Origin of the sequence: Streptomyces sp. NPDC053079 (assembly GCF_044546695.1) — a bacterium.
Lineage (GTDB): Bacteria > Actinomycetota > Actinomycetes > Streptomycetales > Streptomycetaceae > Streptomyces.
In genome coordinates this window covers 1,473,888-1,500,026 of record NZ_JBITZJ010000001.1, presented here as the reverse complement: position 1 = coordinate 1,500,026, position 26,139 = coordinate 1,473,888, and the positions used below count along the sequence as shown (strand labels likewise).

The window sequence follows — 26,139 nt, the reverse complement described above, 5'->3', positions numbered from 1 at the left end:
GGGAGGGCAGATGACGCTCCACCACGCACCCCGCCGTCGCCGCCGCCGTACCGTGCGCCGACTCCACGCCGCGCCGACCGCGGTGGTGACCGGATTCCTCGTCACCGGCCTGCTCGCGGCGCCCGCACACGCGGAACACAGCACCTTCACCGGAGCAGCGATCGGCACGGTCGCCCGGACGGTGGGTGATGCCCGCTTCGAGCCGGGCCCCTGTCCGAAGACGCCGGAGCCGATCGCCGCGCTCGAAAAAGCCCGCTGCGGAACTCTCACCGTGCCCGAGAACCGTGCGAAGCCCGACGGTCGAAAGATCACCCTCGGTGTCGCGATCGTGCCGGCGGTGGCCGCCAAACCGAAACCCGACCCGATCGTGTGGCTCGCCGGCGGGCCCGGCGACGACGCCGTCGGGGAGGCGAAGATGGCGGTCGACGGCGGTCTGAATCGCGACCGGGACCTGATCCTCATGTCCCAGCGCGGAACGTACTCGGCGGACCCGGCGCTCACCTGCCCCAACATCGACGAGTTCAACGCACGCGCGGTCGGCCTCGTCTATGGCGCGCCGTCCACCGAGCGCCTGCACGTCGAGGCGACGCGCACCTGCCGCGAGCAGCTGGCGGGCCGGGGCGTCGACCTCAGCGCCTACAACGACACCGAGAGCGCAGCCGACTACGCGGACCTGCGCGTAGCGCTGGGCATCGACCAGTGGAACGTGTTCGGCATCTCCTACGGCACCCACCTGGCGCTCATATACATGCGCCAGCACCCGCAGGGAATCCGGTCGGTCGGGATCGACGGCATCCTGCCGCCGTCCAAGGCGGGGTCGGCGCTGACCTGGAGCAGCGCCCGGCAGGGTTTCGACGGCCTGTTCAAGGCCTGCGCGGAGGATCCCGCGTGCAACAGCCGCTATCCGAACCTGTCCGCCACCTTCGAACGCCTCGTCCGTGAGCTCGAAGCCCACCCGGTCACCACGACCGTCACGGTCCCCGGCCACCCGGAGCCGGTGAAGGTCGTCCTGGACGGCGGGGCCCTGGTGAACTGGATGACCTCCGCCACCCACGTGGCGCCGGGCGTACCCCGCTCCCTCGACGAGCTGGCCCACGGCAATCCGCAGCGGATCGCCGAGCAGTGGGCGGGCGGCAAGCTCAGCCCCCAGGCCTTCGGCAGGGTGGCCCACGGGCTCGCCTACGGCATCTTCTGCAGTGAGTGGGTGCCGTACGAGAGCCAGGCCGAGGCGATCCGGGGCGGGCGGGAGGCGTTCCCGTCGTTCCCCCTCTCGGTACTGGCCCAGGCTCCGCAGCTGACCTTCCTTCGTCCGGACTGCGACGTCTGGAACGTTCCCGCGGCGCCGCCCTCGATCCGGGACGTGACGCGGAGCGACATCCCCACCCTTGCCGTCTCGGGCGGCTTCGACGCCCAGACCGGGGCGGACAATGGCCCGTACGTCGCCCGTACGCTGAGCCGCGCCACCGTCGTGACGGTCCCCTACGAGCCCCATGTGGTGTTTGCCACGTCACAGTGCGCCCAAGAGATCACCGTCTCCTTCTTCGAGAATCCGACCGCTCCGAACACCGGATGCCTCAGCGGCCTCAAGCCGCCCCAGTTCGAGATCGGTCCGGCACATACAAATAGCTGACGTGCCGCCGGCCCTCGGACGCAGGGCATGACCATGGCGGTGGCGATGCCCGGGGCGCACGAGCGCCTCGGGCATCTACGGCGACTGGGGCGCCGGCACCCGACCCCGCGACTCCCCCGGTACCTGCGTGACCGGTCGTTCGCCTCACTGATACGGGCCCGACGGGGAACGTCTTCTCCCCTGCCCTCCGCGCCCGGCGTCCACGCCATCCCTTACTGCGGGCTGCCGGCCGACAGGCTCCAGCCCGACGAGACGCTGCTCGTCAGCACGGCCGCCGCAAACCTCGGCAGCCGCGAAACCCACCCACACTACTCCGATAACATGTTCGAACTCACGATGCCCACACCGCCCACCCCTCACCGCAATACCATTGCCATCCAGCGCGATGATTAACCTATTTACTCAATACCTAACAAATCGGCCAAACAATTGATATCTATAGCATCACGGGTGTTTTCGCGAATAAACGGCACAATCAAGTCCGGCGCTTGGCGTCAGCCACGGGTGATCCTGTGGGCCGCAGCGGGTGTGGTGACCCTCGGATTTCTCATCATGCTGGAGATCGCCGCGCGTCACTACGGCCTGCCAGGGCCCATGACCAACCAGGCGAAAGAGGTGATACTCGCCCCCAAATCGGGGCCGCTGCTGTACGCCAGTATGGCGTTGATGATGGTGGTGCTCACCTGGCGGCAACGGTTCATCGCGGCCGGCATCGCGATCGGCATCGACGTCGTATTCATCCTCGTGCGGTGGGCAATCGACGCCAAGGTGGCCGAAGGTAACGGCCACCCCTTCGGTAACGGCGCATTGTGGGTGCTTTTGGGCTGCGCGGTCATCGCTGTCACGCGCCGCACCGGCCGGGAACGTGTCCTGCTGTTGAAGGGCGTCGGGCTGGGCCTGCTGCTGGTCGCCGGCCGTAAGACCGGCGATACCTGGCTGCTCATCACGTCGAAGACCCGACCGACGGTGCTCGACCAATACGTGGCAACCGCCGATCACGCGCTGGGCGACCCGTCGTGGCTGGCAGGCCGGATTGTCAACGCCACCGGTCCGATCGGCACCCACGTCCTCGACTGGGTCTACATTCAGCTCGCGGTGGCCGCGGTCGCCGTCGCGCTGTACCAGCTGCGCAACGTGGCGACGGAGCGCCGCTTCCCGGGCCATCATCTGGTGCGCACCTTCCTGGTGATCGGCCTCCTCGGGCCGGGCATCTACATGATCTTCCCGGTGGTCGGACCGATCTTCGCCTACGGCGCCGACGGCGGGCACTGGGCTGTGGCCGACCTGTGGCCCAACACCCCGCCCCCGGTCGACGTCCCGCATCACATGCCGTTCGACGAGATCACGCCACGCAACTGCATGCCCAGCCTGCACACGGCGTGGGCCACCGCGATCTTCATTCATTCCCGCAGGGGCCCGCGAGTTCTGCAATTCGCAGGAGCGTTCTGGCTGATTGCTACGCTCGGTGCGACTCTGGGATTCGGCTACCACTACGGCACGGATATTATTGCCGGCGTGGTGTTCACGCTCACCATCGAGACGGCTCTACGTTCATTCGATCGCGGCTGGGATCGGTCGGGAATCCAGCTGGTCGCTTACGGCGCAACGGTCTTCACCGCGTACCTGGTGTCCTATCGCTATCTGTCGATGGAGATGGCCGAAAATCCGTGGGTGTTCGGACCGCTTCTCATTCTGGCGATGGTCTCGGTGATATACGGCTACATACGGACCACCAAGCTGTGGGAACGGGAACCGAAGGCCGCACCAGCGCCGCAACGGGAACCGCAGCCCGAACTCGTTTGAATTGCGAAAGCGAGGCACCCGCGTCGGCGTCCCCGGTTCCGGGGACGCCGACGCGCTCGTATGGGCGGCACTCCGCGGCGGCCGTCGAGCGCCGGGTGCCGCCCGAGCAGGATGGACCCCCATGACGTGCGGAAGAGATGGACTGCCGGAACTGCTGGAGCGCGCCGGGCTGGAGACCGTGGGCGACGGGCGGGCCGGGGACGTACTGCCGCCACGCGCCGCCTGGCGGGCGGTCATGGCTCACGGGGCCGGGCCGATCGTGTCCGTACGGCGGGACCGTCCCGACCTGGTCGCCGAGCTGAACGCGCGGTGGCACCGGCTGGCGGTCGAGCGCAAGGTAATCGGTGAGGACGGCGCGTTTCTCATCGATGTCGCCGCCACCCGCACCTGCGGCTGCGACAGGCCCCGGCAGTGGACGCGCGTACGGCTCACCGCGCATGGGAACCTCGCGGGAGTTCTGGATGACCACTCCGGACGGCCGGAGTTCGTCACGGCTTCGACCGATGGGAAGGCTGTGCTCGGAGTGACCTCCGAGGAGTGCGAGGTCCGGCTCGTCGCCGTGGACCGTATCGAGGAGTGGCAGGAAGAGGCTGCGCGAGCCGAGGCGCGGGAGACCCCCGAGGAGCGGGAGGCCGCCTGGGACTCGCTGGTCCACGGGCTCCGGCCCACGGAGCGGTTGCGCCAGGTGTGGGCGAACGGACTGGCGTTCCACGAGGCGGCGACGGAGGAGGTGCTGCTGCGCCTGACGGGCCTGACGTCGCACCACTTCTGGCGCGACCTCCCGCCCGCAGTGATCGACGCCGCCGTCGATCACCCGTCGTGGCAGGTACGAGGGGCGCTCGCCGACATCCGGCAGGACCTGACGGCCGAGCAGTGGGACCGGCTGCTGCTCGACGAACAGGACCCCAAGCGCCTCCTCCAGCTCGCCATGCTCGCCGAGAACGCACGCGCCGGCCTGACCGACGCCGGGTACGCGAGGCTCGCCACCGACCCCGACGCCCGGATCCGCGCGGAGGCCGCCTGTCTGCCCGGTCTGCCCACCCGGCTCGCCGCAGCGCTCGTCACCGACGCCGACCCACGCGTACGGGCGGGAATCTGCCGCTCCTCCTGGCAGCGCCTGGACCCCCGGGCGCGGGCAAAGCTGCTCGTAGACCCCGAGCACCAGGTCCGCGAAGCGGCGACCCTGCGCCATCACCAGGACCGGCCGATGACCCGCGCCGCCTTCGACACACTGCTCCACCTGGCCCGTCGCGCGGCCGAGGAGTGCCGCCTCACCCGCGACCTGGCCGAACACCTCGCCACGCACGACGACCTCTGCCTGCGCCGCGCCCTCGCGTCGAACCCGCACCTGGACCCGGACCTCGTCGCCGCCCTCGCCGACGACGAGGACGACGACGTACGGTTCCAGGTGTCCATACGGCCCGACCTCACCGAGGAGCAGCGCGCCGCCGTCCGCGTCGACATCGACCCACGCGGGATGCGCCGGGAGCTCGCCTGGGTCAGGGCGCTTCACGACGACCCCGAGGCGATGCGTCGCTGCGCCGCCTCCTCCCACCTGCTGGTGCGCAGCAGCGCCGCCCGCGCCAGGCGCCTTCCCCCGGACGCGGTCGAGCTCCTGGCCCGGGACGAGGACCGTGTCGTACGCCTCTTCCTCGCCGAATCCTGTGACGACGCCCCGGCCGACATGCTGCTGGAGGTGTGGAGCTGGTGGGACGGCAGTCTCTCCCACCCCGGGCGGCCGCGTACGCACCCGCATTTCCCGCGCCAGGGCCTCTTGCGGTACGCCGACGACCCGGACCCGCGCATGCGGCAACTGGCCCTGGACGACCCGGAGTCCACCCCTGAGCTGGTGGAGCGCTTCAGCCGGGACGCCGACGCGGGTGTGCGGCGGCGGGCCGCGACCGACCCCCGGCTGTCCGTCGCCGCGGCGGTCCGGCTGCTCGACGACCCGAGTGAGCAAGTGTGTGCTGCGGCGGCCCGGTACCCTCAGCTGCCGGCACGCGCGCTGGTCCGTCTACTGGCGGACCCCGCTACCGCGGGCGATGCGGCCCGCAACCCCGCGCTGTCCCTCGCCGTCATGCGCTGGATGACGGAGCCGGATCGGCACGAACCGGAAGCCGTGTAGGTCTCCCTTCAAGCACCTGCGGCGGTTGCCGCCGCAGGTCGCCTGACGGGGTGGTCACCGATGGGCTTGCCATTCGGGGGCGAGGATCGCCCAGGTCTGCTTGTCGTGGCGGGCGCCTCCGTAGGGCCAGGACTGGCGCCGTACGCCCTCGAGCGTCATGCCGAGTCGCTCGGCCACCGCTGAGCTTCGTTCGTTGTCGGCCCGGCAGTGCCACTCGGCGCGATGCAGCCCCCGGGAGGTGAACGCCCAGTCCAGCAAGGCGCGGCAGGCCTGGGTCACCAGGCCTCGGCCCTCGGCGACGGGTTCGAGCCAGCATCCGATCTCGCAGGAGCCCGAGGCGGTGCTGAAGTCGGTGAACATCACGCCGCCGACCAGCTTGCCGTCGAGCCGGATGCCGTACAGGCGAGCGCCGTCCGCGGCCTGTCGCTCCGCGTACCGGCGGAGTGTGGCCCGTGCTCCGTCGAGGTCATCGGTGACGAACGCCGCTCCGACCCACGGCCGGATGTGGTCGCGGGCCCGGTCCAGGTGGGCGGCGAACTCCTCGGCGTGCCATATCTCCAGCGGCTCGAGGCTGGCGTCGTCCCGCAGCGGGAGGGAAAACATGGTGACCCCATTCGCATAACAAGCGTTACGGTTATGTACCGTAGCAGCATGCCACGCACCAAGGGGGACCACGAAGCCCGTCGCCGCGACGTCTCCGAGGCGGTCTGGCGGGTACTGGCCGCGCACGGCTTCGGCGGGCTGACCCTGCGCGCCGTCGCCGCCGAACTCGGCGCCACCACCGGCCTGCTCACCCACTACTTCCCCGCCAAGCGCGACCTGGTCGCGCACGCCCTCGACCTGCTCGAACAGCGCAGCGCCTCCCGCCCCCGGCGCGCTGCCGGGGCGGGCCTGTCCGCCGTGCGAAGCGCCATGCTCGACGTCCTGCCGCTGACCGCCGAGGCCACCGACGCCAACCGGATCTGGGTGTCCTCCTGGGACGTCGCGCTCGCCGACCCCGCCTTGAGCGGCGACCACGCCCGCAGGTACGCGCAGAGCCGCGACAAGCTGCGCGACCTGGTCGCCGCGGCCCAGCAACTCGGTGAACTGCCCGCCGGAGACCCGGCGCGCATCGCGGCCGGCGCCCAGTCCTTCGCACTCGGGCTGGTGGTCCAGGCCCTGTTCAACCCCACGGCGTTCCCACCCCATCACCAGGTCGAGCTCCTCGACGACTATCTGACGTCACTGGCTTCACCGCCGACGCCGGCGCGCGGCGAGAGCGCGACCCCGTCCTGACAAGCAGACCGACACCCGTACTTTCACTTACAGCGATGCGCTGGATACACTGAGTCACTGACTTCTGCGACCGAAAGCGGTTGAGCATGGCGGCAGTGCAGATGCAGAGGCCCGGCATTCCGACGGCGGCAGACGACAACGCCCGCGCGTGGGCCGGGGACCACGCGCGGGTCGGGGATCACGCGTGACCTCGGTGCCGGCGGCCACGACCGCCGACGCCACAGAACCCCTCGTTTCGCCGGTCAATTCGCACAACGAGTGGGACCCCCTGGAAGAGACCATCGTCGGACGCCTGGACGGCTCGACGATCCCCTCCGACCACCCCGTCGTGGCCTGCAACCTCCCACCATGGGCGGCGCGGATGCAGGGGCTCGCCTCCGGGCTGAGGTATCCGCGCATGCTGATCGAGCGGGCGCAGCAGGAGCTCGATCAGTTCATCACGCTCCTGCAGTCCCTGGGCATCACGGTCAGGCGCCCGGACGTGGTCGACCACAGGCACCGCTTCAGTACCCCTGACTGGTCGTCACGCGGTTTCACCAGCGCCTGTCCCCGCGACAGCATGCTGGTGATCGGCGACGAGATCATCGAGACCCCGATGGCATGGCCGTGCCGGTATTTCGACACCCACCCCTACCGCACGATCCTCAAGGACTACTTCCGGCGCGGTGCGCGCTGGACGGCGGCACCGAAGCCGGAGCTCACCGACGCACTGTTCGAGAAGGATTTCCGCGTCCCCGAAGCCGGCGAGCCCTTGCGCTACATCCTCACCGAGTTCGAGCCGGTGTTCGACGCGGCGGATTTCGTGCGCGCGGGACGCGACGTGTTCGTGACGCGGAGCAACGTCACCAACCTCATGGGCATCGAGTGGTTGCGCCGCCATCTCGGACCTGGCTACCGCATCCACGAGATCGAGAGTCGCTGCCGTCGGCCCATGCACATCGACACGACGTTCCTCCCGCTCTCGCCCGGCAAGGTCCTGGTCAATCCCGAATACATCGACGTCGACCGCCTGCCCGACGTCGTGCGCTCATGGGACATACTGATCGCCCCCGAGCCCGACCCGCTCGACAGGCACCTGCTCAAGCTCACCTCGCTGTGCGGCAAGTGGCTCAGCATGAACGTACTCGTGATCGATGGCGAACGGGTGGTGGTGGAGCGGCACCACACCACCATGCTGCGCGCGCTCGAGAAATGGGGCTTCGAGCCGATCCCGTGCGCCCTGCTGAACTACGCGCCGTTCGGCGGCTCGTTCCACTGCGCGACGCTCGACATCCGGCGTCGCGGAACGCTCGAATCGTATTGCGACTGATCGACGCACCCGCCTGGTCGCCCATGGGCATCATGTGATCATGATCGATACTTCCCGCCGCAGACTTCTCGGAGCCCTCGCCGCCTCGGCCGCGGTCCCGCTGACCGGCCTGACCGCGTCCTCGGCCCGCGCGGCCACGGTGGCCGCATCGCGCACGAACGCTTCCTCCGCCACGGCCGCGATGACCGGCCCGCGCTCTTCGATGACCTTCACCGGAACTCCGTACGACACGGCCGCCTTCACCCGCGCCACCCTCGGCGAACTGACCACGGCGTTACTGCCGGGCACGCCCAGCCGTACGGAGATCCGGCACGGGCAGGAGCGGGTCGCCGTACTGACCAAGGGGGCCCGTACCGTGCTCGTGTCCGGACCGGAGCGGACCTTCACGGAGAACAAGCAGCCGTTCGCCGACGTCTTCGACCGGCTGGTCCCCGACCCTGCGCTCGAAGCCGGCAAGCGGCTGAAGCCCGGCTGGGGCACCTCGCCGGCCGGCGGCTCCTGGAGCGTGTTCGGGGGGACGGCCGGCAACACCGACTTCGCGGTCCGGCGCGGGGCGGCGACCATGGTCCTCAAGGACACGGAAGCGGGCCGTTACGCCACCTTGACCGACGACCAGATAACCGACGTCGACGTCACCTGCGAGGCCGCCTTCGACAAGGTGCCCACCGGCAACGCCTGCTCGCACGCCCTGCTCTTCGGCTACCGCAGCGACACCGCCACCAGCACTCACTACCGGCCCGCCTCTCCTTCACCACGAAGGGCGAGGTCGACCTGCGCGTCGAGAAGGTGACCGGCGGCAAAGCCACGGTGCTGGCCACGGCCGGCCCGCTCGCCACGGCCGTGAAAGCGCACAGCAAGTGGAAGATCCGGGTGCTCCGCAAGGGCGCGACGGCACAGATCAAGGCGTGGCCCTCGGCCGGCCCGGAACCGGCGGGCTTCACCGCCGAGTTCGAGGACGCCGACCCCGACTTCCGCATCGGCCAACGGGCGAAGGACAGCACCACCGCGCCGGCCATGCCCCTGCTGCAGCCAGGCGACCTGGTCCTGTTCGACGTCAACGACAAGGAGGAGTGGCCGGTGGAACCGGACGAGTACGCCGTCGACCACGTGGGCATCTACCTCGGCCTGGACAAGGCGGGCAAGCGGCGCTTCCTGTCCAGCCGCAAGAGCTGCGACGGCCCGACGATGGCCGACGTCTCGGGCTCCTCCACCCTGGACTCCCCCGGCATCTACGCGGACTCCCTCCACACGGTCCACCGCATCTGACGACGTGCTCCTGAATCTCGGAGCACGGGTGGCGGAACCCTGAGCCTGCCGACGTCAGGTACTCGTCCGGCCCTTCCGGCAGGCGAAGGGGGCCCGGTGAGTCCAGGTGCCACGGGGCTGAGGTCACCTATGTGCCGGCAGCCGGTCGCCGGGAAGGTTCGGGTGGCCAGATCCTGCATGGCGCGTAGCGCCATAGGTTCGGCGTGTTCATGGCGTCGCATGGGCGCCATGCTGTCGAACGGGTTTCGATCAAGCAACTATTCGGCACCCCGCATACGGCCGACGCATGGCCGTCCAAGACGGCCGACTGGGCGGTCCCGTCGGCCCGTGCGGCGCCTGGTGCGGGTACCGTCGGCGGGATGTTCGAGCTGCTGCCCCGGACGGGGATCGTTCTGCCCCACGGCGCCGGAACGCTGTCCTTCGGGATGGCCGAACGCCCTGCGCAATGGGCCGTCGCCACTTTGTGCGATGTGCGGGAGACATGGGTGTGCGGGCTGGACTGGGCGTTCACCGCCGAGTACGGGGGTGTCTCCCTGCTGGTCGGAGGAGGGCGCGAGGCGGGGATGGACTGCTTCGTTCTCGACCGGATCGGCGACGCACCGCGCACTTCGGCCACTGCACCCGTCGTCTGGCAGGGCATCGACCTCTTCGGTCACCCGCACCAGGAGGTGACGCGGGCCCTGGGGGCCGTACCCGCCGGGATGCGGCTGGATCATCCCGGCGAACATGGCACGTATTTTCGGGGAGTCTCGCTGCGCGCCGCCACGCCACGACCGCATCAAAGGAATACTTATAGGGGTGCGGGATATCCGCTATTCGCCTTATGGTGGCGCGTACGCAATGACGTCCGAGGAGCAGGAGAGACACGAGCGTGGATACGGGCATGAAGACGATCGGGCTGATCGGCGGGATGAGTTGGGAGTCGACCGCGGAGTACTACCGCATCCTCAACGAGCGGACGCGCGAGCGGCTCGGCGGTCTCCACTCGGCCCGCTGCGTGCTCCATTCCGTGGACTTCGCGGAGATCGAGCAGTTGCAGGTCCAGGGCCGCTGGGCAGAGGCGGGCGAGGTACTGGCCGGCGCCGCCCGGTCGTTGGAGGCGGCCGGCGCCGACCTGCTGCTCATCTGCACCAACACCATGCACAAGGTCGCGGACTCCGTCGAGGCGGCGGTCTCGGTCCCGCTGCTGCACCTCGCGGACGCCACCGCCGCCGCCGTCCGCGCGGCGGGGCTGCGCCGGGTGGGGCTTCTGGGCACCGCGTTCACCATGGAACAGGACTTCTACCGGGGCCGCCTGACGGCGGGCGGTCTCGACGTCCGCGTCCCGGACTCCGAGGGGCGTGCGCTCGTACACCGGGTGATCTACGAGGAGCTCTGCCTGGGCGTCGTGCGCGAGGAGTCGCGTGCGGCCTACCGCCGGGTCGTCGAGGACCTCGTCGCGGAGGGCGCCGAGGGGGTCATCCTGGGGTGTACCGAGATCGAGCTCCTCATCGGACCCGAGGACAGCCCCGTACCGGTCTTCCCCACCGCCCGCCTCCACGCCGAGGCGGCGGTCGACGCGGCTCTCGCCGAATACGCCGTGTGAGCGCACCCGTCAGGCTCGTCCGCTTGCACGGGCATGGCGTGAATCCTGCGGGCGATCAGCTGGGGAACGCGCCGGCGTCGGCGACCTCCGCGTTCAGGTCGCACCACATGATCGACGTGCCACCGGAACGAGCGCGGTTCCCGAAGCGGACGTACCAGTCGCCATTGGGCTGATGGCAGACGGCGTACCCGGTGAACGAGCTGCCGTGGCACGTGATCGAGGCGCCATGCCCCTTGGTGCCCCTCTCGTACCGCCAAACGCCGCAAGAGAAGGCAGAGGAGGAAGAGGGGGAAGAGGCGGGAGACGCGGTGGTGCTGCCGGACGCGGAAGCAGGCGTCGCCGCGCTCACCGCGACCCCGCCCGCAAGGGCGAGGGATACGCCGACGGCCGCGACAGAGGAACGGAACCTCATGGGTCCTCCTTTTCGATGTCGTGTTCGACCACTGCGAGGGGCGACGCTACCCATCGATACGAGCACCCGGTAGTGCCAGGGCAGAGTTGGCCGGGAACCAGGCGCACCACATCGGCCACACCGGCCCCCAACCACACCCCACCTCCTACGCAGAGGGCCTCGCGCGGACGACGGCCTGGTCGCCCCGTGGCCCGAACAGGTGCAGGATCTCCACGGAGCTCGTGTTCGCGGGACCGAACCAGTGGGGTTCTCCGGTGTCGAACTCGGCCACTTCACCGGGGCGGAGCGTGAGTTCGTTCTCTCCGAGAATGAGGCGCAGCTCGCCGGCGAGGACGTAGAGCCACTCGTAGCCGTCGTGGGTCACCAGCTTCGGCTCGCGGGGAGCCAGTACCTGCTTGAACACCTGGACCCGGCCCGGATACTGCGTCAAGGGCACGAGGGTGTTGCCGTTCTCTTTGTGCAAGGGCTGGAGATGCACCCGGGGGTCGCCGCTGGCGGGTGCGGCCACCAGTTGGTCGAGCGCGATGCGGTGCGTGCGCGCGAGGGGAATGAGCAGCTCCAGGGTCGGGCGCCGTTTGCCCGATTCGAGACGGGACAGCGTGCTCACCGAGATCCCGGTCTTGGCCGCGAGCGCCTCCAGCGTGAGGCCGCGGTCCCGGCGCAGCGCGCGCAGCCGGGGCCCGATGGCGTCGAGTATCTGCTCCAGGTCCTTGTCCATGGATCCATTTTTGCAGCTTTCGCAAAATTGCTGGGCTGCGGGCGTCGTCTGGCCGGAGCCTTGGCGGGCAGATGATTCCGGATGTTGAGAGGTAGCCCGTGAAGCCCGTGAAGCCCGTGCCCGAGACGATTCAGGCTGTTCAGCCCGTTCTGAGTGCGCGCAGGCGCTGGACGGTGCTGGCCGTCTGCTGTCTGAGCATGTTCCTGGTGGGCCTGGACACCACCATCGTCAACGTGGGCCTGCCCGCGATCGGGGAGGGCCTGGGTGTCGGGACGCGCGGCCTCGAATGGACCGTGGACTCGTACACCCTGGTCCTGGCCGCTCTCCTGATGTCCTCCGGTGCGCTGGCGGACCGGTTCGGGCGCCGGCGGGTGTTCCGGGTGGGGTTGGTGGTGTTCGGTGCGGCCTCGCTGCTCTGTGCGGTCGCCCCTTCGGCGGGCGCGCTCATCGCGGCCCGTGCGGTCCAGGGAATCGGTGCCTCGATGCTCAGTCCCGTGGCTCTGGCGATCGTGGTGAACGCGATGCCCGACCCGAGGGAGCGAGCGCAGGCGATCGGTGTCTGGGCGTCGGTCTTCGGGCTCAGCATGGCCGCCGGCCCTGTCACGGGCGGCGCGCTCATCGCGGAATTCGGCTGGCGGTCGGTGTTCTGGATCAACGTGCCGGTCATCGTGGCCGCGCTCGTGCTCGTCGCGGTGTTCGTGCCCGAGTCGCGGGCACAGCGGGCGCAGCGGCTCGACCTTCCGGGTCAGGCCCTGCTGACCGTGGTCATCGGGATCTCCGTCGGCGTCCTCATCGAGGGGCCGCGCATGGGCTGGACCTCGCCCGCGGCGCTGGCCATGTACGCGCTCGCCGCCGTCGCGACGGTCGCATTCGTGCGGGTTGAGTCCCGCCGCCACGAGCCGCTGATGGATCCACGGCTCTTCCGGAGTCCGGTCTTCAGCAGCGCGGTCCTGGGCGCCGTGGCGGTCTTCGTCGTCCTGAACGTGACACTGCTGCTCAACACCCTCTACCTGCAGCACACCCGGGGTTGGACGCCGCTGGCCGCCGGCTCGGCGACCCTGCCCATGGCCGTCGGCGCGACCCTCTGCGCGCCCTGGTCCGGCCGTCTGGTCGGTCGCCTCGGACCGCGGCTGCCGCTTGCCCTGGCGGGCGGCTTCATCACGGTCGGTGGACTCTGCCTGGCCGGACTCGACGAGCACACGAGCGTACTCCTGCTCCTGCTGGCCTACTTGCTCATCGGCATCGGGTTCGGCTTCGCCAACGCGCCGCTCACCAACACCGCGGTGAGCGGACTGCCTCGCAGCCGTGCCGGGGTGGCCGGAGCGATCACGTCCACCGCGCGCCAGTTCGGCTCTGCGATCGGTATCGCCATCGCCGGCGGCCTGGTCGGGACAGTCGGTCCGACGGAGCTCGCGCACGCGTCCCGTCCAGGCTGGTACCTGGTCGCCGTCTGCGGAATATTCCTCTTCTACGTCGCCTACGCTTCGCGGCCGAAGTCGGACACCGCCGGCCTGGCGTCCCTGCCGGGCGGTGATCTGCAGGGACGTTCACCACGCGTGGCCGACCGCGGTGCTCACGCCGATACGGACAGGGCCGCGAAGTAGTCGGACAGAGCCGCCGCGGTGCCCGCGAGCGGGAAGCGGCAGCCTCCTGCCGGGCTCCGGTCCGGACCGGTCCCGTACTACTCCCCCATGGTCACCCGCCGGTGTGCGGGCGGCGAGCCGGGCAGCGGGGTCTCGTGGCCGTGCGCAGAAGCTCCCTCCGCAGCTCGCTACGGCCGCGGCTCTCGCACGACGCCGGCCATGACCGTGGTCACGACCTTTTGGACGGCGCCGGGCTCCGGCGGGACGCCCTTCCGGTCGGCGAAGATCAAATGCCCGGCTCCGATCAGCGTAGGGGCGAGCGTGTCGACATCGGCATCCGCTGTGATGCGGCCCAATTCCCGCTCGGCGGTGAGGTAGGCGGCGATCATGGCTGCGGCTTCCGTCAGTACCGGGATGCCGGTCGGTGTGGACCGGCGGAGCCGCGCGCGTAGTTCATCGCGGGAGGTGATGAGGCCGACGACGGCCACGGCCACCGACTCGAACAGGTCCGTCAGCGCGTGGGCGAGGTTGCCGGTGACGGTGCCGGTCCCGGCGGCGTCGCGCAGGGCGGCGGCTCGGCTGTCGAGCCGGGCGATGCGGTCGAGTACGAGATCGGCGAGGAAGGCGTCGAAGTCGGTGAAGTGCCGGTGCAGGACGCCTTTGGCGCAGCCTGCCTCGGTGGTGACCGCCCGGCTGGTCAGCGCGTGGGGACCGTCCCGGAGCAGGACGCGCTCGGCGGCGTTGAACAACTGCTCGCGCGCGTCGCGCAGAGCCACCCCTGTCGGCATCTGCCAACCCTCCCTGTCTCGTGAGCCCATCCGTTGACGAGTGGGCAGATGCCCACCATAGTGGGCGCATGCCCACTTTACCGCCGGAGCGGACGCCTCCCTCCGAACGCGAGCCTCACCAAGCCCGGGAACTGGCAAGGTCGTTCGGCTCGGACCCCGAACGATACGACCGGACCCGGCCCCGCTACCCGGATGCGATGGTGGCGGCGATCGTCGCCGCCAGCCCCGGGCCCGACGTCCTCGACGTCGGCATCGGTACCGGCATAGCGGGCCGCCAATTCCAAGCGGCCGGCTGCCGGGTACTCGGGGTCGAGGTCGACGAACGAATGGCCGAGTACGCGCGACAGCACGGGACCGAGGTCGAGGTCGCGGCGTTCGAGACCTGGGACCCTGTCGGCCGCACATTCGATGCGGTCGTCTCCGGGCAGACCTGGCACTGGGTGGACCCCGTCGCGGGCGCGGCGAAAGCGGCCCTGGCGCTGCGACCCGGTGGCCGGCTGGCCGTGTTCTGGAACGGGTTCCAGCCCTCGTCCGACGTGGCGGAGGCCTTCTCCGCGGTCTACCGCCGGGTGCTGCCCGACTCGCTTGCCGCCCGATGGGCGAGCGGAGTCGACGGGTACACGGCGTTGTGCAGCAAAGCGGCCGACGGGATACGGGAGACGGGCGCGTTCGGCGGCCCGGAACAGTGGCGATTCGACTGGGAGCGCACCTATTCCCGGGACGAATGGCTCGACCAGTTGCCCACCACCGGCGCCCATACCCGGCTCCCACGGGCCCAGCTGGACGAAGTTCTCACCGGCATCGGCACCGCCATCGACGCGATCGGAGGCGGCTTCACCATGCGTTACACGACGATCGTGGTCACCGCAGCGCGAACCGGCACGACCTGACCACCGAGACGGACGGGCGCATATGTGTGCGACATGCGGGGTACTCGGCAGGCCCCGCCGTCGTCCTCGGCGGGCTGGCAGGAGAGCCGTACGAGCCGGAGGTGGGCGGCATGGCCCGGGACAAGCACAAGAAAGCCGGTTCCGATCGCTTCGAACGAGCGCGGAGCGAAGAGGAACCCGGGGCGCACTCGGGCAAGGAGAGCCGCGCCCGTGAGCGCACCATCCCAGGAACGGCCAGTGCTCGCGAGGGTTACCAGAACGAGGGCGGCACCGCCCGCGGCGATGCCCTCGGAGGCGTAGAGGGACGGAGCCAGGACACGGAGGGCAAACGAACCGGGAAGCGCAGGCCCGGAAAGGACCAGCCGTCATGACGGACCGGCGCCGCGGCAGCATCCCCCGCGACATGCAGGACCAACAGGCGAGCAACGACCGACAGGGCCATGCCCAGGAGATCGGTAGGAGCACCGGCGACCGGCACAAGGCGGAGGGCGTCGGGCGGAAGGCCGCCGACAAGGAGGAGGACCGGAGCGCCGAGGACGCGGCCGGCAAGACGGACCGCCCCTCCCCCGGCGAGCCGCCGGACTGACGCCGGCCGCGCATCCGGCCTCTTCCTGGGCCCCCTCGTGGCCCGACGTGTCGCCGCCGACCGGCAGGCGGCCGTGCGTAGGATCACGCTGACCCATCGGATGAAATCCGGCTTATGCGCCTATATAGGTCAGACCAGATATAGGTCATCAGCCGGCATGTGGCCAGTGGCTTCGCAAGCGCACGGAGAGTGAGTGGTGGTCATGGACGAATCCGCCCCCGAGGCGCGGGCGGCGGGCTCGCGTGACGAGGTGGTCCGGGTGCCGGTGTCCCTGCGGGTGAACGGCGTCGAACAGCGGCTCGAGGTGGACACGCGCACCACCCTGCTGGACGCCCTGCGCGACGGGCTGAAGCTGACGGGCACGAAGAAGGGATGCGACCAGGGCCAGTGCGGGGCCTGCACCGTGCACGTCGACGGGAGGCGGGTGCTGTCCTGTCTCACGCTCGCCGCGTCCGCCGACGGCCGTGAGGTGCGGACGATCGAGGGGCTCGGGCGGGAGGGTACGCCGCACCCGGTGCAGGAGGCGTTCATCAGACACGACGGTTTCCAGTGCGGCTACTGCACCCCCGGACAGATCATGTCGGCCGTCGGCCTGATCGAGGAAGGGCGGGCCGGCTCCGAGGAGGACATCCGGGAGTTCATGAGCGGCAACCTCTGCCGCTGCGGCGCCTATCCCAACATCGTGGCGGCCATTCGCGAGGCGGCCGTGGCGGGCGGTGGAGGTCATGCGTAGTTTCGCCTACGCCCGGCCCGACACCATCGACGGCGCGGTCGCCGAGATGACGGTGGAACCGGGCGCCGCCTACCTCGCCGGCGGCACCACGCAGGTGGACCTGATGAAGGACGAGGTGCTCCGCCCCGTCCGCCTGGTGGACATCACCCGGTTGCCTCTGCGCGAGGTCTGGAGCGACGGCGACGCGCTCGTCGTGGGGGCACTGGTCTCGATGGAGGAGCTGGCCGGGCACCCGGTAGTCGCCGAGCGACTGCCGCTGCTGCGGGAGGCGCTGCTCATGGGGGCGACGCCGCAGCTGCGGCACATGGCGACGATGGGCGGCAATCTCCTGCAGCGGACGCGGTGCCGCTACTTCCGCGACCCGAGCGTGCCGTGCAACAAGCGGGAGCCCGGCGCCGGCTGCGGCGCGCTCGACGGCTTCCACCGGACGCACGCGGTGCTGGGCACCAGCGCGCACTGCATCGCCACCCACCCCTCCGACGCGGCCGTCGCCCTGCTCGCCCTGGGCGCCGAGGTGCGCGTCCGGGGCCGGGACGGGGAACGGGTGGTGCCGCTGACGGAGTTCTACCGCCTCCCCGGCTCCACCCCGCACGTGGAGACCGCCCTGGAACACGGCGAGCTGATCACCCATCTGGAGATCCCGCTGCTGCCCCGAGGCGCCCGTTCCGGCTATCTGAAGGTTCGCGACCGCGCCAGCTACGAATTCGCCCTCGCCTCGGTCGCGGCGGCCCTCGTCATCGAGGACGGGACGATCCGCCGGGCGCACCTGGCCGTGGGCGGCCTCGGCACCGTTCCCTGGCGCGTTCCCCGCGCCGAGGAGCTGCTGTGGGACGCGGCGCCGGGCGAGGAGGCCTTCGCGGCGGCCGCGGACGCTGCCCTGGCGGGTGCGGTGGCACGGCCGGACAACGGTTTCAAGATCGACCTCGGCAGGAGAGCCGTCGTACGGATGCTGAGCACCCTCGCGAAGGAGTCGTGAGCCATGGACCGTTCCGCGCCGGCCGGCACCCCGTCACCGGTCCTCGGCGAGTCGGGCGAGGACCGGTCCGCGGCGGTGGTCGGCGCGGGTGTCGACCGCGTCGACGGCCCGGTCAAGGTGAGCGGCCGTGCCATCTACCCCACGGACGTCGTCGACCACCTGGATCTCGCGCACGCCGTCCTCGTGCAGAGCACCGTCGCGGCCGGGCGCGTCACCGCCGTCGACACCACGGCGGCCGAGGCCGCGCCGGGCGTGCTGGCGGTCCTCACCCACACGAACGCACCCCGGCTGACCAGGGGCGGCGAGGACCTGCCCTGGCCCCCGCCGCCGTCCCCGTTGCAGGACGACCGGATCCACCACCACGGCCAGAACGTCGCCGTGGTGGTGGCCGAGACGTTCGAGCAGGCGACCGAGGGCGCCCGGCTGGTCCGGGTCGAGTACACGGCCGACGACCCGGTGGTCGATCTCGACGATCCACGGGCCGAGCACGTCCGGGACCCCTTCGGAACCGACGGCGGACGAGGCGACACCGCCACGGCGCTCTCCACTGCGCCGGTGCGCCTCGAACAGACCTACCGGACCGCCGTGAACACCAACAACCCCATGGGACCCTTCGCCACCGTCGCCGCCTGGGACGGCGACCGGCTGACCGTCCACGACGCCACCCAGGGCCCGAACAGCACGCAGACCGACCTCGCCAGGACCTTCGGCATCCCCCCGGAGAGCGTCCGCGTCCTGGCCCCCTTCATCGGCGGCGGCTTCGGCGCGGGACTGCGCACCTGGCCGCACACCATCCTGGCCGCCGTCGCCGCGCGCCACGTGGGCCGCCCCGTCAAACTCGTCCTGACCCGCAAGCAGATGTTCACCTCGATCGGGCACCGCCCCGACACCCGGCAGGCCGTCAGGATCGGCGCCGAACACGACGGCCGGCTCACCGCCATCGACCACGAGGCCTGGCAGACCGTCTCGCTCGCGGACACCAACCCCTGGGAGAACGTCGCCACGGTCGCCCTGTCGAACTACGCCGCCCCCCACCTCTCCGCCCGCGACGTCCAGGTCCAGGTCAACGTCCCCGCCCCCGGCTCCATGCGCGCCCCCGGCGAGGCCCAGGGCACGTTCGCGCTGGAGAGCGCGATGGACGAACTCGCCCGCGAGCTGGACATCGACCCCGTCGCACTGCGGCTGCGCAACTACGCCGGGACGCACCCGGTGACCGGGCAGCGCTGGTCGAGCAACGGCCTGCGCGAGTGCTACCGCGTCGGCGCCGAGAAGTTCGGCTGGTCCCGGCGCGATCCCGAGCCGCGCTCGATGCGCAGGGGATCCCTGCTGGTGGGCTACGGCATGGCCGGGACGTCGTTCTTCTTCGCCCAGGGCCCCTGCACGGCACGGATCACGGTCAGCCGCGACGGCGGCGCGGTGGTGAAGAGCGCGGGCATGGACCTGGGCACCGGCACGTACACCGTGATGACCCAGCTCGCCTCCGAGCTGCTCGGACTCCCCTTCCACCGGGTACGTACGGTCCTCGGCGACAGTTCCCTGCCGCAAGCCCCCTCCGCCGGCGGCTCCGGCCATGTCGGCGCCCTGGGCTCCGCGATCCACGCCGCCTCCCGCGAACTGGTCCGCGCCTTCCTGGACCTCGTAGGCGACGACGCGGCCTCGCCACTGCGCGGCGCCGGCCTCGACGACGTACGCGTCGCGGACGGCCGCATCGTGCGCCAGGACACCGGACGGGGCGAGAGCTATACGGACATCCTCACCCGGCACGGCCGGGAGGAGCTGACCGCCGAAGGCACCGCAGAGCCGCCCGACAAGGACGCGCCGGTGGTCCCCACCGGTCCGCACGCCGCCAAGTTCGCGGAAGTCCACGTCGACGCCGACCTCGGCGTCATCCGGGTCGCCCGCCTGCTGACCGCCGTGGCCTGTGGGCGTGTCCTCAACGAGAAGACCGCGCGCAGCCAGCTCATCGGCGGCACCGTCGGAGGCATCGGCATGGCCCTGCTGGAGGACACCGTCACCGAGCCCCGCACCGGACGCATCGCCAACCCCACGTTCGGCGACTACCTCATCCCCGTCAACGCCGACATCCCACCCCTGGAGGTGCACTTCGTCGGCGGCCCCGACACCCTCAACCCCAACGGCACCAAGGGCTGCGGCGAGATCGGCATCTCCGCCACGGCCGCCGCCATCGCCAACGCCGTCCACCACGCCACCGGCAGACGCGTCCGCAAGCTGCCCATCACCATCGAAGACCTGCTGTAACCATGCTGGGTATCGCCCGCGAGCTCAGCCGGTGGTGCGCCCAGGAGACCGGCTTCGCCGTCGCCACGGTGGTCGGCGCGGACGGCAGCGTACCCCGGCGGCCCGGCGCCGCCCTCGCCGTCGACGCCCACGGCACGGCGGTGGGATCCATCTCCGGCGGATGCGTGGAAGCCGCCGTCTACGAGCTGTGCCGCCAGGCCCTGGACAGCGGCGAACCCCTGCTCGAACACTTCGCCTACGACGAGAGCGACCCCTTCGCCGCACACCTGCCCTGCGGCGGCACGATCGACGTCCTCGTCACGCCCGTGCGCAGCGGCTCCCCCGATGCCGCGATGCTCTCCGCCGCGCTGACGGCCGCGGCCGGCGGGGAAGCGGTGGCCGTCGTCCGCGCCGTCGACGGCCCGGCCGTCGACAGCCCGTACGCGCCTCGCGGCCGCCTGCTGCTCGTCCGCGCCGACGGCTCGTCGCACGGCACCCTGGGCGGCGGCGCGGAACTGGACCGGGCTGCGGCCGCGCAGGCCCGGTCCATGCTCGCCGCCGGCCGTACGAGCACGGTCCGCGTCGCCCCCGACGGCTCGCCGTGCGAGTCGGCCCTCACCGTGCTGATCGAGACCACCGCCCCGCCACCACGTCTGCTCGTCTTCGGTGCGAACGACTTCGCCGCCGCGCTCGTCGACGTCGGCGCGTTCCTCGGCTTCCACGTGACCGTGTGCGACGCCCGCGCCGTCTTCACCACGCCCGCGCGCTTTCCGCGGGCCGACGAGGTCGTCGTCGCCTGGCCGCACCGCTACCTCAAGACCCAGCGTCTCGACGCGCGGACCGTGCTGTGCGTGCTCACCCACGACGCCAAGTTCGACGTACCGCTGCTGCAACGGGCGTTGCGCCTGCCCATCGCCTACGTAGGCGCGATGGGCTCGCGCCGCACCCACCACGAGCGGCTCCGCCGGCTGCGCGCGGCGGGCCTGACGGAGGCGGAACTCGCCCGGCTGCACTCCCCCGTCGGCCTCGACCTGGGCGCCTGTACGCCCCAGGAGACGGCCCTGTCCATCGCCGCCGAGATCATCGCCGAACGCCACGGGGGCACCGGCCTTCCCCTCACCGGCACCACCGAGCCCCTCCACCGCGACCCGGCCCACGGCGGCCGGCCGCGTGTCACAGCCGGCCGACCGGGGCGGTGGTTCAGCTGTCCGAATAGCTGAAGTCGCCCATGGTCCACGCGCTGACGTCCTCGATCGCGACGCGGTACATCCCACCCGTCTCGGGGATCCCGATGCTGCCTTGCAGGATCCGGGCGACGTGGAAGTGCAGATGCGTGGGCACCTTGCCGCGCTCGGGCTGGCCGCTCTGCGCCTGGCCGCCCTGCTCCTGGCCGGCGGTGAAGATGCCGGAGAACGCACCGAGGCGGTCGGAATCCGTCAGGACCTCCGACACGCGCTCCCTCCACACGGCTTCGGGTGCCAGCCGCCCGGTGATGACAGCGCCACCGGTGACGACGGTCAGGGACATCTGATTGCTTTGCTCGGACTCCACCGTGGCGGCCACGTCGACGAGCAGTGCGTCAGGGTTCGACATGAGAGCCGATTCTATTCGCGGCCCGGCCTCCGGGGTTGGGGCCGGGCCGACTTTAACGCTCTTCCCAGCCCTGTGGGCGGGCCCGCGCGCCGAAGGTCCCGTTCAGCCGAGGACGAGCGGGAGCTTCGCGGCCAACTCCCCCAGTTCGGACTTCTCCGCTTCGCTCGGGGCACGCCGGCCGGTGCCGACCAGCAGCGCGTCCTTGTCGGAGAACGACGGGGGAAACGCCGCACCGGCGATCTTCTCCAGCAACTCGCGCGCCCCGGAGAGCCCCTCGGCGGGCGGGTCCGCCGCGTCCGGGAGGTGCGCGATCAGGTCGAGGTGGTGCAGCGTCCACTCCAGGACGTACGCGCGAAGATAGTCGTCTGCGGTGAGCACCACGTCGCGGGTCGCGACCCGCAGCGCGGGGTCCGCGAGTTCGGCGGCGCGGCCGGCGGCGGAACCGACGTCATCCAAGTGGAACTTGAGCAGCCACGGCTCTTCGTACGCGGCGGCCAGGCGGACGATCAGCGCGTCGAGCGGGTCGTCGCCGGTCGGCGGCTTTTCGGCGATGTCCCAGTAGGTCACCGCGTCCCGGGTCGGTTCCGTCCCGGCGGGGGTGACGAGGGTGATCAGGACGTCCTGAGCGTCGATGATCAGATGGCACACCAGGTCCCGTACGAGCCAGCCGGCGCAACCGGACGGCCGCGCGAAGTCCTCGTCCGGAAGCTCGGCGACCGCTGCGCGCAACGCTGCCCATGAGCGTGAGAAGGCATCCACGGGCGCAAGCTAGCAGCGCGCCGGCCCCCGCTGCGACCGAATTCGGAGGGGGAGGACGCGAGGAGGGGACGGGTCCGCTCGGGAGGGACGGTCCGGTGGATCGGGTCTGGCCAGGTCGCCCGTTAGGGTGATCTGATCAATCCTTCCAGAAAGGCCCGCAGCTCACAGTGACCGAGTCACGTCCCCACGCACTGTTCTCCTTCGGCACGCTGATGGACGAGCGGGTCCAGACCGCTCTCTTCGGCCGACCCGTACCCAGTTCTCCGGCATCGCTGGCCGGCTACACGACCAGGCCCCAGCCGATCACCGACCCGGCCGTGATCGCCGCAAGCGGCCTTGACGTACACCTGACGCTGGAGCGCAGGATCGGCGCCGCGGTCGAGGGCGTCGTCCTGCACCTCACCGACCAGGACCTTGCCGCAGCCGATGCCTACGAAGTCGACGACTACGCCCGCCGGCGGGTGCTCCTTTCCTCCGGGGAGAGCGTCTGGGCATACCTGGACGCGAAGCCGCTGCGCCCGGCAGCGCGCATCGTGATCGTGGGCGACAGCATCGCCTACGGGCGCTGCGATCCGCAGGGAGGATGGGCAGCCCATCTGGCCGCTGCCCACATCGCTGAGAACGAGGCCGCGCACCGGGTCTTCAACCTGGCCATCCCCGGCAGCACCCTGACCGGTGTCAGCGAGCAGACACCCCCGCTGCTGGCTCCTCGCCTGCCCGACACGCTCCTCGTCGCCGCCGGTATCAACGACTCCGCCGTGCCGCTCGCCGCCACGGAGGCTCATGTCGACGGGCTGGCGCACATCGCGGACAATCTCGGCTCGTTGGCTGCCATCGCCATGAGGCACAATGCGCGACTCGTCGTCGCGGGGCCGACGTGGGTGGATGAAGAGCGCACCCGTGACTACGAGGGCCTGCGATTCACCGAGGCGCGAGCGCTGGCCCTGCGCGAGTGCATGCAGGCTTGGTGCGACGAGAACTACGTCGACTACCTCGACATGTGGGAACCGCTGCGGGACAAACCCGAACTGCTCGTCGACGGCGTGCACCCCACGCCCGAAGGCCACCAGACGCTCTATAAGCACCTCGACGCTCTCAGCCGATGAGCCCTGGCGGCGTCACGACGTTGACGCCGCCGACCGGGTGGCAAGGCCTCTACCCGGGCCACGGCACCCGCTGCCAGCGCCCTGGCCACGGTGATGCTGACGTGAGCCGGGTCCACTCGTGGTCCTGCTGGCCGGGCACCAGGCGTCCGGCCGCCGCCCAGCTCGCTGCCAGCGCGTCGAAGATCGGCGCCTCCTTGCCGTGCTGTCCGGCTCTGTCACCGGCACGAGCAGTCGGCACCGCGGTCGTGGTCAGCCTCGTCATACAACGTTCAACGCTCGTTCGCTCGTCCCGTCACCCGACGCCCGGCAGGGCCGGAGGCGCTCTACTGCGAACGGCCCTCATGTGGCCGAAGTGCCCGTACGTCCCTCCCCCCGTCCGTTCCAGCGGTACTCACCCGGGGCGGTGATCGCGGCTTCACCCGACCGGCCCACCGCGATCGCGCGTGTGTGGGCCGTCAGGGTGACGGGTCACGACGATGCGCAGCGGGGCGCTGCCCGCAGGGATTGCGAGGAGAAGGAGGGGTTACCCGACCTGGCATGGCACCGATGTGGCAGCACAAGCACGGGGACACCGCCCGGTCCCGGAAGGCCCCGGACGAGCCGAGTGACATGGGCCGGGAGTCCTGGTCGGCGGTCCTGAGGCGGACGGTGGCGGAGTTCAAGAACGACGAGCTGGCCGACCGGGCCGCGGCGCTGACCTACTACGGGGTGCTGGCGCTCTTTCCCGCCCTGCTGGTGCTGGTCTCGCTGCTGGGCGTGGCGGGCGAGTCGGCGACGAAGAGCGTCCTGGACAACCTCAAGAAGCTCACGCCCGGCCCTGCCCGCGACATCGTGACGGTTGCCGTCGAGCAGCTGCGGGGTGGTGGAGGCTTCGGTTCCGTCCTGGCGGTGGTCGGTCTGCTGGGTGCGTTGTGGTCGGCGTCGGGGTATGTGGCGGCGTTCATCCGGAGTTCCAACGCCGTCTACGACATGCCGGAAGGCCGCCCGGTCTGGGAGCTCACCAAGCTGAGGGTTGCCCTGACGCTGGTGCTGATGGTTCTGGCGTGTGCCAGTGCGCTGATCGTGGTGTTCACCGGTGGCCTCGCCCGCCAGGTCGGCACCGCCCTGGGGATCGGGGACGCCGCTTTGACAGTGTGGTCGATCGCCAAGTGGCCCGTCCTGATCCTGCTGGTCACCCTCATGATCGCGCTCTTGTACTGGGCGGCGCCGAACGCCAGGGGCCGCGGCTTCAGGTGGATCACTCCGGGCAGCTTCCTGGCGCTGGTGATCTGGATGATCGCGTCGGCGGGCTTCGCGCTGTACGTGGCGAACTTCGCCTCCTACAACAAGACGTACGGAACTCTGGCCGGGGTGATCGTCTTCCTCGTGTGGTTGTGGATCACGAATCTGGCGATCCTGCTGGGCCTGGAGTTCGATGCGGAGATGTCCCGCCAGCGCGCGATCCTCGGCGGCCATCCGAAGACCGAAGAGCCTTACGTCGAGCCGCGTGACACCCGCAAGTGGAGCGATGACGACCGGAAGGGAGACGGCAACGGTCGGTGACTCGGTAGCCGGCACCCGCCCGTCTCCGCAGCTCGGGCCCGGAATGCTCTCCGGCCCCGAATGCCATGGCCCCACGGGGCATTGCCCGTGGGGCCTGATGGCCGCGAGGGCCTCGTAGAGGGGTTTCAGCCCCACGTGCGGGAGCACAGGACGAGGCGGTATCCGTCCGGATCGGCGACCGTCACTCCGTGCTCGTCCCAGTAGGGGTTGTGCGCGGGAACGCGAGTGCCGCCGGTGGAGACGAGGCGGTTGACCAGTTCCTCGTCCACAGGAGTGCCCAGATAGACCACGAACAGGTCGTCCACGGTCGGGGTCGGCTCCAGCGGACGTTCCGGGTCGTGGGTCAGCTCGAAGTGCCAGGAAGCGCCGGTCGGTCCGACCATCAGGAGATCGTGCTTGCCCGGGACGCGCTCGGTGCTCCGCCACAGTACGTCGAGCCCGAGGCCGTCCACGTAGAAGCGTTCCGCGGCGGCGAGGTCCCGCGAGGGGCGGGCCACTCGGACGTGCGTCGTGGAGTCGATCACGCCGAGGCCTCGAGGGCGGCGCGCCATGCCGGGCTGTCCACGTAGTGGTTGTCGAAGCGCTCCGCGGACTCCGCGATCTCCTTCGGGTCGGCTTCGCCGCGCATCACCCTGCCGAGCAGGCGCAGGTAGTCGAACCGGCCCATGCCCGGGGTGAACACGAACAGGACGTCGGCCTCGGCGCCGGGCGCCGCGGCGAAGGCGTGCGGGGTGTGCGGCGGTACGGCCAGGAAGTCGCCTGCGCTCAGGACGGTGACCTCCTCTCCCACCAGCACCTGAAGGGAGCCGCTGATCACGAAAAAGATCTCCGTCGCCTTGGTGTGGAAGTGGGCCGGCGCCCCCACGGCTCCCTTGGCGAAGGTTGACCGGTAGCTCGTGAAGCCGCCGTCCGTGCTGTCCGAATCGGCCAGCAGGGTCATCACGCTGCTGGGGTCGGCACAGGTCTCGGCGTCCGCACAGCGGGTCAGCACCGGCCGGAAGGGGGCGGTCGTCATCGTGGCTCCGTTTCGCATGTCGTCGTTCTTGATCATTACTTTACGGGCCGGGATGACCTGATGCTGAGGTCAATCAAGCACCCAAACCAAGGGTCAATTCGTCGGCTCCAGCCTCCGGCGCTCGGCCGGAATGCATCGTCGCCGTGAGAGAGCTGGGGCTGCCGGGGCTTCTGTTGCCCGCGCCTTCCAGTGGCCATTTCGCGCGCT

Annotated in this window: 26 protein-coding genes; 18 read left to right on the top strand and 8 right to left on the bottom strand. The window is 70.5% G+C overall.

Annotated elements, in window-relative coordinates; all coding sequences use genetic code 11:
- Nucleotides 1-10 precede the first annotated feature (10 nt).
- The 3 genes from ACIGXW_RS06295 (at nt 11) to ACIGXW_RS06285 (ending at nt 5,558) form a co-directional block, all read left to right on the top strand.
- Nucleotides 11-1,630, top strand: a complete 1,620-nt coding sequence (locus ACIGXW_RS06295; RefSeq protein ID WP_399570391.1) for an alpha/beta fold hydrolase — start codon at nt 11-13, stop codon at nt 1,628-1,630.
- A gap of 552 nt (nt 1,631-2,182) precedes the next feature.
- On the top strand, nt 2,183-3,433 hold the full coding sequence (locus ACIGXW_RS06290; protein WP_399570388.1) for a phosphatase PAP2 family protein: 1,251 nt from the start codon (nt 2,183-2,185) through the stop codon (nt 3,431-3,433).
- A gap of 121 nt (nt 3,434-3,554) precedes the next feature.
- Nucleotides 3,555-5,558 carry a PE-PGRS family protein gene (locus ACIGXW_RS06285; protein WP_399570386.1) on the top strand — a complete coding sequence of 668 codons (2,004 nt, stop codon included), beginning with the start codon at nt 3,555-3,557 and terminating at the stop codon, nt 5,556-5,558.
- 54 nt (nt 5,559-5,612) lie between these two features.
- Here ACIGXW_RS06285 and ACIGXW_RS06280 read toward each other — a convergent pair whose 3' ends face one another.
- On the bottom strand, nt 5,613-6,161 hold the full coding sequence (locus tag ACIGXW_RS06280; RefSeq protein WP_399570383.1) for a GNAT family N-acetyltransferase: 549 nt from the start codon (nt 6,159-6,161) through the stop codon (nt 5,613-5,615).
- Nucleotides 6,162-6,209: 48 nt separating this feature from the next.
- Between ACIGXW_RS06280 and ACIGXW_RS06275 the strand changes: the two genes are divergently transcribed.
- The 6 genes from ACIGXW_RS06275 to ACIGXW_RS06250 all read left to right on the top strand — a co-directional run bounded on the left by ACIGXW_RS06275 (nt 6,210) and on the right by ACIGXW_RS06250 (nt 10,993).
- The gene (locus tag ACIGXW_RS06275) at nt 6,210-6,833 is read left to right on the top strand and encodes a TetR/AcrR family transcriptional regulator (protein WP_399570380.1); all 624 of its coding nucleotides are present in this window, start codon (nt 6,210-6,212) and stop codon (nt 6,831-6,833) included.
- Between the two features lie 184 nt (nt 6,834-7,017).
- A complete protein-coding gene (locus ACIGXW_RS06270) occupies nt 7,018-8,142 on the top strand; it encodes an amidinotransferase (RefSeq protein WP_399570377.1) in 1,125 nt (374 codons plus the stop codon).
- Between the two features lie 40 nt (nt 8,143-8,182).
- A complete protein-coding gene (locus ACIGXW_RS06265) occupies nt 8,183-8,932 on the top strand; it encodes a hypothetical protein (RefSeq protein ID WP_399570375.1) in 750 nt (249 codons plus the stop codon).
- Complete coding sequence (locus ACIGXW_RS06260) at nt 8,929-9,408, top strand: hypothetical protein (protein WP_399570372.1); 480 nt, start codon at nt 8,929-8,931, stop codon at nt 9,406-9,408. The genes ACIGXW_RS06265 and ACIGXW_RS06260 overlap by 4 nt, the downstream gene beginning before the upstream one ends.
- A gap of 359 nt (nt 9,409-9,767) precedes the next feature.
- Entirely contained in the window at nt 9,768-10,295 is a 528-nt protein-coding gene (locus tag ACIGXW_RS06255; protein ID WP_399570370.1) for a hypothetical protein, read from the top strand.
- Nucleotides 10,292-10,993 (top strand): aspartate/glutamate racemase family protein, encoded by a 702-nt coding sequence (locus tag ACIGXW_RS06250; protein WP_399570368.1) that lies wholly within the window; start codon nt 10,292-10,294, stop codon nt 10,991-10,993. Before ACIGXW_RS06255 ends, ACIGXW_RS06250 begins: the two co-directional genes overlap by 4 nt.
- Nucleotides 10,994-11,550: 557 nt before the next feature.
- Here the strand turns inward: ACIGXW_RS06250 and ACIGXW_RS06245 are convergent.
- Entirely contained in the window at nt 11,551-12,123 is a 573-nt protein-coding gene (locus ACIGXW_RS06245; protein ID WP_071967287.1) for a helix-turn-helix transcriptional regulator, read from the bottom strand.
- A gap of 116 nt (nt 12,124-12,239) precedes the next feature.
- Between ACIGXW_RS06245 and ACIGXW_RS06240 the strand changes: the two genes are divergently transcribed.
- The gene (locus ACIGXW_RS06240) at nt 12,240-13,727 is read left to right on the top strand and encodes an MFS transporter (RefSeq protein ID WP_399570366.1); all 1,488 of its coding nucleotides are present in this window, start codon (nt 12,240-12,242) and stop codon (nt 13,725-13,727) included.
- Nucleotides 13,728-13,894: 167 nt separating this feature from the next.
- Here the strand turns inward: ACIGXW_RS06240 and ACIGXW_RS06235 are convergent, their stop codons facing one another.
- Nucleotides 13,895-14,494 (bottom strand): TetR/AcrR family transcriptional regulator, encoded by a 600-nt coding sequence (locus ACIGXW_RS06235; protein ID WP_399570364.1) that lies wholly within the window; start codon nt 14,492-14,494, stop codon nt 13,895-13,897.
- Between the two features lie 68 nt (nt 14,495-14,562).
- Here ACIGXW_RS06235 and ACIGXW_RS06230 point away from each other — a divergent pair, with 68 nt between their 5' ends.
- The 6 genes from ACIGXW_RS06230 to ACIGXW_RS06205 all read left to right on the top strand — a co-directional run bounded on the left by ACIGXW_RS06230 (nt 14,563) and on the right by ACIGXW_RS06205 (nt 21,137).
- Nucleotides 14,563-15,384 (top strand): class I SAM-dependent methyltransferase, encoded by an 822-nt coding sequence (locus tag ACIGXW_RS06230; protein ID WP_399570361.1) that lies wholly within the window; start codon nt 14,563-14,565, stop codon nt 15,382-15,384.
- 367 nt (nt 15,385-15,751) lie between these two features.
- The gene (locus ACIGXW_RS06225; protein ID WP_399570359.1) at nt 15,752-15,970 is read left to right on the top strand and encodes a hypothetical protein; all 219 of its coding nucleotides are present in this window, start codon (nt 15,752-15,754) and stop codon (nt 15,968-15,970) included.
- A gap of 202 nt (nt 15,971-16,172) precedes the next feature.
- Complete coding sequence (locus ACIGXW_RS06220; RefSeq protein ID WP_071967368.1) at nt 16,173-16,703, top strand: (2Fe-2S)-binding protein; 531 nt, start codon at nt 16,173-16,175, stop codon at nt 16,701-16,703.
- Nucleotides 16,696-17,679, top strand: coding sequence for an FAD binding domain-containing protein (locus tag ACIGXW_RS06215; RefSeq protein ID WP_399570356.1), 984 nt, complete (start codon nt 16,696-16,698; stop codon nt 17,677-17,679). The genes ACIGXW_RS06220 and ACIGXW_RS06215 overlap by 8 nt, the downstream gene beginning before the upstream one ends.
- Before the next feature lie 3 nt (nt 17,680-17,682).
- Nucleotides 17,683-19,938, top strand: a complete 2,256-nt coding sequence (locus tag ACIGXW_RS06210; RefSeq protein WP_399570354.1) for a xanthine dehydrogenase family protein molybdopterin-binding subunit — start codon at nt 17,683-17,685, stop codon at nt 19,936-19,938.
- 2 nt (nt 19,939-19,940) lie between these two features.
- Nucleotides 19,941-21,137, top strand: coding sequence for an XdhC family protein (locus ACIGXW_RS06205; RefSeq protein ID WP_399570352.1), 1,197 nt, complete (start codon nt 19,941-19,943; stop codon nt 21,135-21,137).
- Here the strand turns inward: ACIGXW_RS06205 and ACIGXW_RS06200 are convergent.
- Together ACIGXW_RS06200 and ACIGXW_RS06195 are read right to left on the bottom strand one after the other, a co-directional pair.
- Nucleotides 21,118-21,510: a hypothetical protein gene (locus ACIGXW_RS06200; RefSeq protein ID WP_071967280.1), complete on the bottom strand. Its 393-nt coding sequence runs from the start codon at nt 21,508-21,510 to the stop codon at nt 21,118-21,120. The genes ACIGXW_RS06205 and ACIGXW_RS06200 overlap by 20 nt on opposite strands.
- A 102-nt stretch (nt 21,511-21,612) precedes the next feature.
- On the bottom strand, nt 21,613-22,269 hold the full coding sequence (locus ACIGXW_RS06195) for a maleylpyruvate isomerase N-terminal domain-containing protein (RefSeq protein WP_399570350.1): 657 nt from the start codon (nt 22,267-22,269) through the stop codon (nt 21,613-21,615).
- 167 nt (nt 22,270-22,436) lie between these two features.
- Between ACIGXW_RS06195 and ACIGXW_RS06190 the strand changes: the two genes are divergently transcribed.
- Nucleotides 22,437-23,375: a GDSL-type esterase/lipase family protein gene (locus ACIGXW_RS06190; protein WP_399570347.1), complete on the top strand. Its 939-nt coding sequence runs from the start codon at nt 22,437-22,439 to the stop codon at nt 23,373-23,375.
- A gap of 49 nt (nt 23,376-23,424) precedes the next feature.
- On the opposite strand, the gene ACIGXW_RS06185 is transcribed toward ACIGXW_RS06190, so the two are convergent.
- A complete protein-coding gene (locus ACIGXW_RS06185; protein WP_399570344.1) occupies nt 23,425-23,637 on the bottom strand; it encodes a hypothetical protein in 213 nt (70 codons plus the stop codon).
- A gap of 275 nt (nt 23,638-23,912) precedes the next feature.
- On the opposite strand from ACIGXW_RS06185, the gene ACIGXW_RS06180 reads away from it, so the two are divergent.
- A complete protein-coding gene (locus ACIGXW_RS06180; RefSeq protein WP_399570342.1) occupies nt 23,913-24,917 on the top strand; it encodes a YihY/virulence factor BrkB family protein in 1,005 nt (334 codons plus the stop codon).
- 125 nt (nt 24,918-25,042) lie between these two features.
- Here the strand turns inward: ACIGXW_RS06180 and ACIGXW_RS06175 are convergent, their stop codons facing one another.
- The gene (locus tag ACIGXW_RS06175) at nt 25,043-25,468 is read right to left on the bottom strand and encodes a VOC family protein (protein WP_399570339.1); all 426 of its coding nucleotides are present in this window, start codon (nt 25,466-25,468) and stop codon (nt 25,043-25,045) included.
- On the bottom strand, nt 25,438-25,932 hold the full coding sequence (locus tag ACIGXW_RS06170; RefSeq protein WP_399570337.1) for a cupin domain-containing protein: 495 nt from the start codon (nt 25,930-25,932) through the stop codon (nt 25,438-25,440). The genes ACIGXW_RS06175 and ACIGXW_RS06170 overlap by 31 nt, the downstream gene beginning before the upstream one ends.
- Between the last annotated feature and the right edge of the window lie 207 nt (nt 25,933-26,139).